This is a genomic window from Bradyrhizobium forestalis (assembly GCF_002795245.1).
GTDB classification, from domain to species: Bacteria; Pseudomonadota; Alphaproteobacteria; order Rhizobiales; family Xanthobacteraceae; genus Bradyrhizobium; species Bradyrhizobium forestalis.
On the sequence record NZ_PGVG01000062.1, the window covers coordinates 16,828 to 29,181 of the forward strand.

Here is a 12,354-nt window from a genome sequence, read left to right on the forward strand (position 1 = left end):
GCACTCGGCGAAACGCAGCCTGAGCGCGATCGGGCTCCTCAGCCCTTCCCCATCGCGCCGATCGCGTCCGCGATCTCGATCGTGCGGCGGGCCATGTCGGCGTGCAGGCGCTCGACCATGGCGCCGTCGAGCCGGATCGCACCGCGCGAGGCGTTCTCCGGCAGTTCGAACGCGGCGATGATCTTTCGGGCGCGCGCGACTTCCTCTTCGGGCGGGGTGAAGATCGCGTTGCAGGCGTCGATCTGGGAGGGGTGGATCAGCGTCTTGCCGTCGAAGCCGAGATCGCGGCCTTGCGCGCATTCGGTGGCGAAACCATCGGAATTGGCGATGTCGCTATAGGGGCCGTCGAGGATTTCGAGGCCGTGGGCCCGCGTCGCCAGGATGCAATGGGTGATCATCGGGACCATCGCGGCACGGCCGGGCAGCATCCTGATCCGCGTCTCGCGCGAGATGTCGTTCGGGCCGAACACGAAACCGGAGAGGCGGCTCGATGGATCGCGGCCGGCGGCGGCCAGCTCCTCGGCATGCAGCACGGCGCGCGCGGTCTCGATCATGGCCCAGACCTTCACGGTTGGCGCAGCGCTGAGCTCGGCCAGCTTCCGGCTGATCGTGTCGAGATCTTCGATGCTTGAAACTTTTGGAACCAGGATGCCGTCGGGCGAGGCCTTGGCAGCCATCGCGACGTCATCGGCCCACCAGGGCGTGTCGAGGCCGTTGGTCCGGATCAGGATCTCGCGCTTGCCAAAACCCTTGGCCGCGATCGCAGCGGCGATCCCGTCTCGGGCCATCGCCTTGGCCTCGGGAGCGACCGAGTCTTCCAGATCCAGGATCAGGCCATCGGCAGCGAGATTGCGCGCCTTTTCCAGCGCGCGGGGGTTGGAGCCGGGCATGAACAGATGGCTGCGGCGCGGGCGGGTCATGCAAGCGTTCCTTCCGGTTTCCTCGTATCTATTCTGCCCGAAGCCGATAGCATTTGGCCTGCCTGTTCGAAAGGCTTGTTCGCCCCTACGGTCCATGATTAGGCATAGGTATGATGACATTCCCGAAGCACTTGCTGGAAGGCTACAAGGCCTTCGCCACCCAGCGGCTGCCGGCCGAACAAAACCGCTACCGCGAACTTTCGGTGAAGGGACAGTCGCCGGACGTGATGGTGATCGGCTGCTGCGATTCCCGCGTCTCGCCGGAAGTGATCTTCGACGTCGGCCCGGGCGAGCTCTTCGTGGTCCGCAACATCGCCAATCTGGTGCCGACCTATCAGCCCGACGAGAACGCGCACGGCGTCTCGGCCGCGCTGGAATATGCGGTGACGGTGCTGAAGGTGAAGCACATCGTGGTGCTCGGCCACGCACAATGCGGCGGCATCCGCGCCTTCGTCGACAAGATCGAGCCGCTGACGCCGGGCGACTTCATCGGCAAATGGATGCAGATGTTCATCAAGCCCGGCGAAGTGGTCGAGCAGCGCGCCCACGAGACCATGGCGCAGTTCGTCGAGCGGATCGAGAAGGCCGCGGTGTTCCGCAGCCTGGAGAACCTGATGACCTTCCCGTTCGTGCACAAGGCGGTGGAGAGCGGCCAGATGCAAACCCACGGCGCCTATTTCGGCGTCGCGGAGGGATCGCTGTTCGTGCTGGACAAAGAGGCGAAGGAATTCAAGAACGCGCGAAGCGTGGCTTGATCGATTTCGTGAACTGCCGCGTCAAATGCGATCGTCGTCCCGGACAAGCGCAAGCGCGGATCCGGGACGCATAGCCACAGGCTTGCGTCGTCGCGCGAGCTGGTCACCACTGGTCTTCGTCAAACCACGTCCTGTGGTTATCGCGACGAGCGCAAGCGCCCGCGCGGGGGTCCCGGATCTGCGCGCGCTTTTGGCGCGCTTGTCCGGGACGACGAGAGGAGTGAACGAAGGCTTACGCCGCCTTCTTCTTCGCGGTGATCAGCTTGCGGTTGATCAGCACTTCCGCGATCTGGATCGCGTTGAGCGCGGCGCCCTTGCGTAAGTTGTCGGACACGCACCACAGCACGAGACCGTTCTCCACCGTCGCGTCCTCGCGGATGCGGCTGATATAGGTGGCGTCCTCGCCGGCGGCTTCATAGGGCGTGGCGTAGCCGCCGGGCTCCTGCTTGTCGATGACGAGGCAGCCGGGCGCCTTGCGCAGGATCTCGCGGGCTTCGTCAGCGGTGATCGGATTCTCGAACTCGATGTTGACGGCCTCGGAGTGGCCGACGAACACGGGCACGCGCACGCAGGTGGCGGTGAGCTTGATCTTGGGATCAAGAATCTTCTTGGTCTCCGCCATCATCTTCCACTCTTCCTTGGTGAAGCCGTCCTCCATGAAGACGTCGATGTGCGGGATCACGTTGAAGGCGATGCGCTTGGGGAATTTCTTCGCGACCAGCTCGTCATTGGTGTAGACGGCCTTGGTCTGCGAGAACAGCTCGTCCATCGCGTCCTTGCCGGCACCCGACACCGATTGATAGGTCGAGACCACGACGCGCTTGATCGTCGCCTTGTCGTGCAAGGGCTTGAGCGCGACGACGAGCTGCGCGGTCGAGCAGTTCGGATTGGCGATGATGTTCTTCTTCTTGAAGCCTTCGGTCGCGGCCGCATTCACCTCGGGCACGATCAGCGGCACGTCCGGATCCATGCGCCAGGCCGAGGAATTGTCGATCACGACGGCGCCGGCGGCGCCGATCTGCGGCGACCATTCCTTCGACACCGCGCCGCCTGCCGACATCAGGCAGATATCGACGTCGGAGAAGTCGTAATGCTCGAGCGCTTTGACCTTCAGGGTGCGGTCGCCATAGGACACCTCGACGCCGACGCTGCGGCGTGACGCCAGGGCCACGACCTCGTCCGCGGGGAATTTGCGCTCATCCAGGATGTTGAGCATTTCCCGTCCGACATTGCCGGTCGCGCCGACGACTGCGACTTTGTAACCCATCGTTCACTCTCCGATGAAAAAGCCCGTTCCTGAAGCTGACGCTTAAACAGGAGGAGCAGCGCTTCTATGCGAGAACCGGCCTCAAGACAACGTTGGACCATGCCTGAAGGCCGTGGATGCAATCGCCTGAGGCCAGGACGGCCGTTAGCCCTACCCAGATCCAGCTGGCGCTTTTGGCCTTCGCCGACGAGGTCGTCGGCACGCTGGCGCGCCTGATCGCCTATGTGGGGGCGCTCGCCCTGTTTGCCATCCTTGCCCTCGCAGCACTCGGCCAGCTGCCTGACTTGCAGGACGGTGAACCGGCCGACAAGCCGGACTGGAGCGTGGCCGACCGTTCGCACCCGGCCTTCGCCGTCAGCCGGCTCGATTCAGCAGAGAAAACAGCCTCTTACACCATCCTCAGGCATCCCGAAGGCGGCCGACGGGACGTGCTGCGCTGGACCGACACTGCGGACAAGCCTGTGGCCGAGCTCGAAATCTACCGCCAAGGCGCCGAATTCGACGTGACACGGCCGGCAGCCGCGGGTCTGGCCGCCCAGATGGGTTTGGGTGCGGCCATTCCGCTCGAGCAGGCCGGCCTGATCGACACCAAATTCGGCCCCGTCGCCCTGTTCCGGCCAACCGGCACAACGGAGGGTGCGCAGGGCTGCCTCGGCTACCTCAAGCGCAGCGAGGAGCCGACGCTGCAGATCTCCGGCTTCTCCTGCCAGGGCGGCAGCCTGCCCGCGACGCGCGCGGCGATCGCCTGCACGCTGAACCGGCTGACGCTGCTGACCTCGGGCAACGAGCCAAAGCTGGCGGAAATGTTCGCCCATGCCGAGCTCAGGCGCCGGTCCTGCGATTCGCGGGGCTCACCGGACTGGCTGCTCGGCGCCGCCAATGCGCAATTGCGCGGGGCGCTTTGATCGGCATCAAGCTCAAGTGGCTGGTTTGCATGCAACTTTTGCCGGCACGCACGATTATTCCGAGCTGGTGTGACCCAATTGACCTAGTTGCGGTCACCCCGGGCGGGCTAGTATGGGGTGAAATCGACTGGCGGCTTGCCGCCTGAAGGGGACGTGATGAGCTCGAAATTTTCTGCCGCGAACAAACTGGCGACATTGCTTGCGGCGGGCGCCGCAATTGCCATCGCGTTCGCGACCCCGGCTGCGGCCGACACCAAGACCAAGCGCTATGACGATCGCGGCCGTCCCTATTACGGCCCGAGCGGCCCCAACGCAGTCTACCAGCAGGGCCGCACCCGCATCTATGTGAGCAAGCGCTCCTGGCTCGACGGCGGCACCGAGGTCAATCCGGGCGACCGCAAGTTCACCGACTACGCCTTCCCGCCGGCGGTGGGCTATCCGTCCTTCGCCCGCGAGAACCTCAACCGGCCGATCGACCGCCAGCCGCTCTCGCCGCCGCAGGATGTCGGCGGCTACCCGCAGAACTTCCCGCTGTACTGAGCAGCAGATCTTTCCGAATCAAAATGGCCGGGCTCACGCCCGGCCATTTTTGTTTGGCGATTCCGTAGGGTGGGTTAGCTGTGCGGCCGCGCAAAGCGCAGCCCGCTCGGCGTAACCCACCCTACGATTGCGTGACTCGCCGCTCACGCGTGCAGCTTCTGCAGCTCCTTCAGAATCGCTTCGCCCATCTGCGTGGTGGAAGCAGACGTGGTGCCTTCCGACTTGATGTCGGCGGTGCGCAGGCCGCTGGCGAGCACGGCGGCAATCGCCTGATCGACCTTGTCGGCGAGATCGCCCATGTCGAAGGAATAGCGCAGCGCCATGCCGAAGGACGAGATCATCGCGATCGGATTGGCGAGGCCCTTGCCGGCGATATCAGGGGCCGAGCCGTGCACGGGTTCGTACAGCGCCTTGCGCTTCTTGGTCTTGACGTCGACCTCGCCGAGCGAAGCCGAGGGCAGCATGCCGAGCGATCCGGTCAGCATCGCCGCGATGTCGGACAGCATGTCGCCGAACAAATTGTCGGTGACGATGACGTCGAACTGCTTCGGCCACTTCACCAGCATCATGCCGCCGGAATCGGCGAGCTGGTGCTCGAGCGTGACGTCGGGATATTCGCGCTTGTGGACCTGGGTCATGACCTCGTTCCAGAGCACGCCCGACTTCATGACGTTGCGCTTCTCCATCGACGTCACCTTGTTCTTGCGCTTCCTGGCAAGCTCGAAGGCGACGCGGCCGATGCGCTCGATCTCATAGGTGTCGTAGACCTGGGTATCGATGGCGCGCTTCTGGCCGTTGCCGAGATCGGTGATGGTCTTGGGCTCGCCGAAATAGACGCCGCCGGTGAGCTCGCGCACGATCATGATGTCGAGACCTTCGACCGCCTCGCGCTTCAGGCTGGATGCATCGGCCAGCGCCGGGTAGCACACGGCGGGACGCAAATTGGCGAACAGCGCGAGATCCTTGCGCAAACGGAGCAGACCGGCTTCGGGGCGCACCTCGTAGGGCACCGCATCCCACTTCGGGCCGCCGACCGCGCCGAAGATCACGGCGTCGGCGCCTTTCGCTTTTGCCATGTCGCCCTCGGAGATCGACACCTTGTAAGCATCATAGGCCGAGCCGCCGACCAGGCCGGTGTCGGTCTCGAACTTAGCGATCCCGGCCGAATTGAGCCAGTCGATCAGCCGCTTCACCTCGCCCATCACCTCGGGGCCGATACCGTCGCCGGGGAGCAGCAGCAATTTGTGGGTCGCCATGGTCGTTCCTCTCAATTCTACGTCGTCATTCCGGGGCGCGAGCAAAGCGAGCGAACCCAGAATCCATCGGGCCACTGCGCCTGCGGGGAAATGGATTCCGGGCTCGCGCCAAGAGGCGCGCCCCGGAATGACGGGATGGCCGGAGTGCTAGAGCGGCGTTGCGCGCTTGGCAAGACACCATTGCCGCGCCGCGGCTGTGCAAGACGGGCCGGGCCTGCCACAGTGCGGGCTGCTGGAGTCCCCCTTGCACGCCCCTGACCGTCCCCCGAACCCGCATCCCGCGCGGCTGATCCTGACGCTGTCGCTGGCGGCGACGGTCGGGCTCGGCATCGGCCGCTTTGCCTATGCGCTGGTGCTGCCCGACATGCGGGAGGACCTCGGCTGGTCCTACTCGGCGGCCGGTTTCATGAACACCATCAACGCGGTCGGCTATCTCGTGGGCGCGCTGGTCGCATCCCGGCTGATCCAGCGCGTCGGCTGGGCAGCCGCGATCCGCGGCGGGACCCTCGCCTGCGTCGCAGCGCTCGCGACCTGCGCGCTGTCAGGCAATTTCGTCGCGCTGAGCCTGGCGCGCCTCGTGCTGGGCTTGGGCGCGGCGGCCGGCTTCGTCGCCGGCGGCGCGCTGGCTGCGACCGTTGCCCAGTCGCGCCCGGAGCGGGCCAACTTCCTGCTGAGCCTGTTCTACGCCGGCCCGGGCATCGGCATTCTCGCCTCGGGGCTGATCGCCCCGTTCACGCTGCAATATTTCGGACCGGGCTCGTGGTGGATCGTGTGGTGGGCGCTGACGTTGCTGTCGGTGGCGATGACGATCCCGCTGTTCCTGATCCGCATCGAGAGCAATGTCCGCTTCTCGGAAGGCGGTCACGCGTCGTTCGCGATCCTGCCGGTGCTGATTTATCTGGCCGGCTATTTCCTGTTCGGCGCCGGCTACATCGCCTACATGACCTTCATGATCGCCTATGTGCGCGACGGCGGCGGCGGGGCAGCGGCGCAGGCGGCATTCTGGAGCCTGATTGGTCTATCCGCCTTCATCACGCCCTGGGCCTGGCGCGGCGTGCTGGCGCTGGATCGCGGCGGGCTCGCCACCGCCATCATCCTCGGCACCAATGCGCTGGGTGCGGCCCTGCCGATGCTCGGGCATTCGCCGGCATGGCTCGCGGTCTCCGCCGTGGTGTTCGGTGTCGCCTTCTTCGCCGTGGTCGGCTCGACCACCGCCTTCGTGCGCTTCAACTACCCGCCGCAGGTGTGGCCGACCGCGATCGCGGCGATGACGATCTCGTTCGGCGTCGGCCAGACGCTGGGACCGATCGTGGTCGGCGCGATCACCGATGCGCTGGGAAGCTTGAGTTACGCACTCAATGTGTCTGCGGCGTTGTTGGCGCTGGGCGCAGTGGCGGCATTGTGCCAGCGGAAGGTGGGGAAGGCATAGCCGTCATTCCGGGGCGCGCGTAGCGCGAGCCCGGAATCTATTCATCCACCAGCGCTGCGGCCCGATGGATTCCGGGTTCTCGCTTCGCGAGCCCCGGAATGACTGCCTCAATCAGCTCCCGCTGAACGAATTGTACCCCTGGTCTTCCCAGTAGCCGCCCTTGTAGTCGTTGGTGACTTCCATCGAGACCACGTATTTCGGGTTCTTGAAGCCGAGCTTGGTCGGCACGCGGATCTTCATCGGGAAGCCGTAGGCGCGGGGCAAAATCTCGTTCGCATATTTGAACGTCATCTGGGTCTGCGGATGCAGCGCGCTGCGCATGTCGAGCGGCGAGTTGTAGCCGTCCTTGTCGGCGCACTGGAACCAGACATATTTCGCGCGGGTGTCGGCGCCGATCAGTTTCAAGAAATCGCGCAAGGGTGTGCCGGTCCAGCTGCCGATCGCGCTCCAGCCCTCGACGCAGATGTGACGGGTCACTTGCGTGACCTGCGGCAATTGATAGAGCTCGTCCAGCGTCCACGACTTCTTGTTGTCGACGAGGCCGCGGACCTCGAGCTTCCAGTCTTTGCCGTCGACGTCGGGCGCGTCGTCGAGATCGTAATAGGCATTGAACGGGAACGGTTTCGTGATCGCGCTTTCGGGAAACGTCGGTGCCAGCGCGTCGGGATTGAAGATGAAAGCCTGCACCGCGTCGTTGAATTTCGAGACCTGCTTCAGCATCTCCTCGGCGGAGGAGGAATCGACGACGTCGCAGCCGGTGAGCAACGTCAGCGCGCCCAGGCTGGCGCCGCCCGCGATGAAGCGGCGGCGGGTCACGTCGGGCATCGTCTTGATGGAGTCCTTGATCAGGAGCCGCTTGTCGACGCCGGGGATCAGGAATGAGCGCTTGGCCATGACTTGCTCCCTTAACGCCCGATGATCATCGCGCGCAGGCTCTTCGGCACCAGCAACGCGAGCAGGACGTGGATGACGAGGAACGCGCAGATCGCGGCCATGCAGAAGAAGTGGACATAGCGCGCGGTCGGATAATCGCCGAACAGCATCACCAGGTAATAGAGCTGCACCGGCTTCCACATCGCAAGGCCCGACAGCACGATCAGCACGCCGACCACGATGATGCCGGCATAAAGCAGGCGCTGCACGTAGTTGTAAACGGTGAGATCGTCATGACCGAGCTTGAAAGTCAGCGCCGCCCTGACATCATGAAGCACGCCGGACGCCGTGATCGGCAGCAGCTTCTTAGCGAAGCGGCCAGTGGCGAAGCCGGTGACGAGATAGGCAAGGCCGTTGATCATCAACAGCCACATCGCCGCAAAGTGCCAGAGCAGGCCGCCGCCGAGCCAACCACCGAGCGTGTACTCGCGCGGAAAGCTGAAGCCGAACAGCGGCGAGGCGTTGTAGATCTGCCAGCCCGACAGGATCATCAGGATCATGGCGAAGGCGTTGATCCAGTGCATGACGCGGACCCATGCCGGCTGGATCACTTTGGCCGGGGTGGCCCTGATCTGCTCGTCGGTGACTGTGAGGCTCGCCATGGTGGTTCCGTCCTAAAGGTCGCGTGACAACAATTATACGCCGGTACGTCCGCTTCCGTTACGCCCTGTCAGCCATCGAATCGATGCCGTGAGGCTATTGCGGTCACAAAAATGCGAGCCGGGCACCCCCCGGCTCGCCGTCTCAAAGCACCCTGTTCCGGGGATGAAACAGGGGGCGGGCGGTGTCACGTCGCCGGCATCAGCACGGTGTCGACCACATGGATGACGCCGTTCGACTGGTTGACGTTGGAGATCGTCACCATCGACGTACCGCCCTTGGCATCGACGATCCAGGTCTTGCCGTCCATCTTCTTCACCGTCAGCTCCTCGCCCTCGGCGGTCTTCAGCTTCTTGCCGTCGGTGAGATCGGAGGCCTCGAGCTTGCCGGGCACGACATGGTAGGTGAGGATCTTGGTCAGCGTCGCCTTGTTCTCGGGCTTGACCAGATTATCGACGGTTCCGGCCGGCAGCTTGCCGAAGGCGGCATTGGTCGGCGCGAACACCGTGAACGGGCCCTTGCTCTCCAGCGTCGGCACCAGACCCGCCGCCTTCACCGCCGCCACCAGCGTGGTGTGATCCTTCGAGTTGACCGCGTTCTGCACGATGTTCTTGGACGGGAACATCGCGGCGCCGCCGACCATGACGGTCTTTTCCTCGGCGCGCACAGGCGCGACGACGGTCGCGGTGATGGCGAGGGCGCTGAAGGCGGCGGCAGCGAGATAGGCAATGCGCTTCGACATGGAAAGTCTCCCGATTGAATTGAGGCCGGCGATGGCCGGCGTTTGCGTTGGGCAACAACGGCGGCTGCGACAGTGTGACGTGATGCAGCAGTGCCGTCGTTGGACCGAACTACGGGAGGGTTTGGGGTGCGGTTTCGGGGAAAAATTCTTTGTGATGCGTGAAACTATGGGGCGGTGTGTTCGTGTGGGGGGTCGCATCCCAAACACTCCGCTGTCGTCCCGGACAAGCGCAGCTCTTGGCAACGCGAAGCGTTGTCCAGGGCGGAGCGTAGATCCGGGACCCTTAGCCACAGGCAGTGGTTTGGCGAAGACTCGGAGTGACCCTTCTCGCGCGACAACTTCTCCCTGTGGTTATGGGTCCCGGGTTCGCGACTGCGTCGCGCCCCAGGACGACGAGGAGAGATTGCGGCGCGGTCTTCCTGCCTCAATCCCTGCTCAGCTGCGTCTGAATAAATCCGCGATTATGCGTCGGGCTGATCAAGAGCTCGTTGATGCAGACGCGCGGCGGCATGCTTGCGATGAACGCGATGGTGCGGCCGAGATCTTCGGGTTGCAGCATCCTGGCCTGCTCTTCCTCGCTTGGCACCACCGGGCGCAGCTTCAGGATCGGGGTGGCCACTTCGCCCGGCATCAGGCAGCAGGCGCGCAGGCCGTTGACGCATTCGTCCATGTTGAAGGAATGGGTCAGCGCCAGCACCGCATGCTTGGTGGTGGTGTAGGCCGGGCCCGGCATCTTCGAGACGTGGCGGCCGGCCCAGGAGGAGACGTTGATGATCGAGCCGTCCTGCTGCTTGCGCATCGTCGGCAGCACCGCGCGCATGCAGTAGAGCACGCCGTTGAGATTGACCTGTACCAGCTTGTCCCAGCCTTCGAGTTCCATGTCCTTCCAGCTGCGCTTGGGAACATTGATGCCGGCATTGTTGACCAGGAGATCGATGCGGCCGTGCTTTGCAACGATCTGATCGGCCGCCTTCTGGGCCTGGTCTGCGTTGGCTACGTCCAGCGCGATGGCCTCGGCCGTCCCGCCCGCCTTGATGATCGTCGCCACCACGGCATCCAGGGCGTCCTTGCGCCGGCCCGAAACCACGACGGTCCAGCCGTCGGCCGCTAACGCCTCGGCGCCGGCCTCCCCGATCCCGCTGCCGCCGCCCGTGACCCAGGCCACGCGTTTCCCGTTTCTTGTCATGCCAACTGTCTCCGTTGCTTCTGCGGGGCGGTTTTTGCTAATCCAGCCCTCGATTTTGACCGGCCTCCGCCGGCGAGGAATGTTGCATGAACCAAGCTGCCAACGCCAACCTGTTTTCCCGCCTGTTCGACGGCCTCGACGATCTCAAACGCCTCGCGATCGAGACGCATGACGGCGCCCGTATCAGCTATGGCGATCTGATCGCGCGCGCCGGGCAAATGGCGAACGTGCTGGTCGCCCGCGGCGTGAAGCCGGGCGACCGCGTCGCGGTGCAGGTTGAAAAATCCGTCGCCAACATCGTGCTGTATCTCGGCACGGTGCGCGCCGGCGCAGTCTATCTGCCGCTCAACACCGCCTATACGCTGAACGAGCTCGACTACTTCATCGGCGATGCCGAGCCGTCGCTCGTGGTCTGCGATCCCTCCAAGGCGGAAGGGCTCGCCCCGATCGCCGCCAAGGTCAAGGCCAAGGTCGAGACGCTCGGGCCCGATGGCAAAGGCTCGCTGACAGTCGCCGCCGACAAGGCCAGCAGCGAGTTTACGACAGTGGCGCGCGAAAACGACGATCTTGCCGCGATCCTCTACACCTCGGGCACCACCGGCCGCTCCAAGGGCGCGATGCTGACCCACGACAATCTGGCATCGAACTCGCTCTCGCTCGTCGATTACTGGCGCTTCACCGACAAGGACGTCTTGATCCACGCGCTGCCGATCTACCACACGCATGGCCTGTTCGTGGCGACCAATGTGACGCTGTTCGCCCGCGCGTCGATGATCTTCCTTCCGAAGCTCGATCCGGACCTGATCATCAAGCTGATGGCGCGCGCGACGGTGCTGATGGGCGTGCCGACCTTCTACACCCGTCTGCTGCAGAATTCCGCGCTGTCGCGCGACACCACCAAGCATATGCGCCTCTTCATCTCGGGCTCGGCGCCGCTGCTGGCGGAGACCCATCGCGAATGGTCGGCGCGCACGGGCCATGCCGTGCTCGAGCGCTACGGCATGACCGAGACCAACATGAATACGTCGAATCCGTATGACGGCGAGCGCGTGCCGGGCGCGGTGGGCTTCCCCCTCCCCGGCGTTTCGTTGCGCGTCACCGATCCCGAGACGGGAAAAGAACTGCCGCGCGAAGAAATCGGCATGATCGAGGTGAAGGGCCCGAACGTGTTCAAGGGCTATTGGCGCATGCCGGAGAAGACCAAGGCTGAATTCCGCGACGACGGCTTCTTCATCACCGGCGATCTCGGCAAGATCGACGACAAGGGTTATGTGCACATCCTCGGCCGCGGCAAGGATCTTGTGATCTCCGGCGGCTTCAACGTGTACCCGAAGGAAATCGAGAGCGAGATCGACGCCATGCCGGGCGTGGTCGAATCCGCCGTGATCGGCGTGCCGCACGCCGATTTCGGCGAAGGCGTCACGGCGGTGCTGGTGCGCCAGCCCGGCGCGGGCATCGATGAAGCAGCCGTGCTGAAGGGCCTGGACGGCCGCCTTGCGAAGTTCAAAATGCCCAAGCGCGTCTTCGTCGTCGACGAACTGCCGCGCAATACGATGGGCAAAGTGCAGAAGAACGTGCTGCGGGACACGTACAAGGATATTTACGCGAAGAAGTGAGGAGTGGCTCGTCGCGGTGGTTGCGACGATGGCGTCCACACAACGCGCTGTCATGCCCCGGCTTGACCGGGGCATCCAGGGCGACTTCAACCGGTCGTCGCAACACCTTGTGTATCGCTCACCCGCAGCAATTCGTCGAGAGTTTCTGCCGGTGTTTTCCAGCCCAGGGTCTTCCGAGGCCTGGTGTTGAGTGCAAGAGCGACGG

The 12,354-nt window shown here is 64.3% G+C and carries 12 protein-coding genes; 5 read left to right on the forward strand and 7 right to left on the reverse strand.

Features of this window, described 5'->3' with window-relative positions; translation table 11 throughout:
- Positions 1–38: 38 nt before the first annotated feature.
- Positions 39–920 carry an HpcH/HpaI aldolase/citrate lyase family protein gene (locus CVM73_RS36445; protein ID WP_100236563.1) on the reverse strand — a complete coding sequence of 294 codons (882 nt, stop codon included), beginning with the start codon at positions 918–920 and terminating at the stop codon, positions 39–41.
- Between the two features lie 110 nt (positions 921–1,030).
- On the opposite strand from CVM73_RS36445, the gene CVM73_RS36450 reads away from it, so the two are divergent.
- Positions 1,031–1,675, forward strand: coding sequence for a carbonic anhydrase (locus tag CVM73_RS36450; RefSeq protein WP_100236564.1), 645 nt, complete (start codon positions 1,031–1,033; stop codon positions 1,673–1,675).
- Positions 1,676–1,907: 232 nt separating this feature from the next.
- Here CVM73_RS36450 and CVM73_RS36455 read toward each other — a convergent pair whose 3' ends face one another.
- On the reverse strand, positions 1,908–2,942 hold the full coding sequence (locus CVM73_RS36455; RefSeq protein ID WP_100236565.1) for an aspartate-semialdehyde dehydrogenase: 1,035 nt from the start codon (positions 2,940–2,942) through the stop codon (positions 1,908–1,910).
- Between the two features lie 116 nt (positions 2,943–3,058).
- On the opposite strand from CVM73_RS36455, the gene CVM73_RS36460 reads away from it, so the two are divergent.
- Together CVM73_RS36460 and CVM73_RS36465 are read left to right on the forward strand one after the other, a co-directional pair.
- On the forward strand, positions 3,059–3,847 hold the full coding sequence (locus CVM73_RS36460; protein WP_100236566.1) for a hypothetical protein: 789 nt from the start codon (positions 3,059–3,061) through the stop codon (positions 3,845–3,847).
- A gap of 156 nt (positions 3,848–4,003) precedes the next feature.
- Positions 4,004–4,387 (forward strand): hypothetical protein, encoded by a 384-nt coding sequence (locus CVM73_RS36465; protein WP_100236567.1) that lies wholly within the window; start codon positions 4,004–4,006, stop codon positions 4,385–4,387.
- Positions 4,388–4,530: 143 nt separating this feature from the next.
- On the opposite strand, the gene leuB is transcribed toward CVM73_RS36465, so the two are convergent.
- Positions 4,531–5,643: a 3-isopropylmalate dehydrogenase gene (leuB, locus tag CVM73_RS36470; RefSeq protein ID WP_100236568.1), complete on the reverse strand. Its 1,113-nt coding sequence runs from the start codon at positions 5,641–5,643 to the stop codon at positions 4,531–4,533.
- 244 nt (positions 5,644–5,887) lie between these two features.
- Between leuB and CVM73_RS36475 the strand changes: the two genes are divergently transcribed.
- Positions 5,888–7,072 (forward strand): YbfB/YjiJ family MFS transporter, encoded by a 1,185-nt coding sequence (locus CVM73_RS36475; protein WP_100236578.1) that lies wholly within the window; start codon positions 5,888–5,890, stop codon positions 7,070–7,072.
- A gap of 111 nt (positions 7,073–7,183) precedes the next feature.
- On the opposite strand, the gene CVM73_RS36485 is transcribed toward CVM73_RS36475, so the two are convergent.
- The 4 genes from CVM73_RS36485 to CVM73_RS36500 all read right to left on the reverse strand — a co-directional run bounded on the left by CVM73_RS36485 (position 7,184) and on the right by CVM73_RS36500 (position 10,533).
- Entirely contained in the window at positions 7,184–7,966 is a 783-nt protein-coding gene (locus tag CVM73_RS36485) for a molybdopterin-binding protein (protein ID WP_100236569.1), read from the reverse strand.
- An 11-nt stretch (positions 7,967–7,977) separates the two neighbouring features.
- Positions 7,978–8,607: a cytochrome b/b6 domain-containing protein gene (locus tag CVM73_RS36490; RefSeq protein WP_100236570.1), complete on the reverse strand. Its 630-nt coding sequence runs from the start codon at positions 8,605–8,607 to the stop codon at positions 7,978–7,980.
- Between the two features lie 185 nt (positions 8,608–8,792).
- Positions 8,793–9,347, reverse strand: coding sequence for a fasciclin domain-containing protein (locus CVM73_RS36495; RefSeq protein WP_027573033.1), 555 nt, complete (start codon positions 9,345–9,347; stop codon positions 8,793–8,795).
- Between the two features lie 424 nt (positions 9,348–9,771).
- Positions 9,772–10,533 carry an SDR family oxidoreductase gene (locus tag CVM73_RS36500; RefSeq protein WP_100236571.1) on the reverse strand — a complete coding sequence of 254 codons (762 nt, stop codon included), beginning with the start codon at positions 10,531–10,533 and terminating at the stop codon, positions 9,772–9,774.
- A gap of 86 nt (positions 10,534–10,619) precedes the next feature.
- Between CVM73_RS36500 and CVM73_RS36505 the strand changes: the two genes are divergently transcribed.
- The gene (locus CVM73_RS36505; protein ID WP_100236572.1) at positions 10,620–12,149 is read left to right on the forward strand and encodes a malonate--CoA ligase; all 1,530 of its coding nucleotides are present in this window, start codon (positions 10,620–10,622) and stop codon (positions 12,147–12,149) included.
- Positions 12,150–12,354 lie beyond the last annotated feature (205 nt).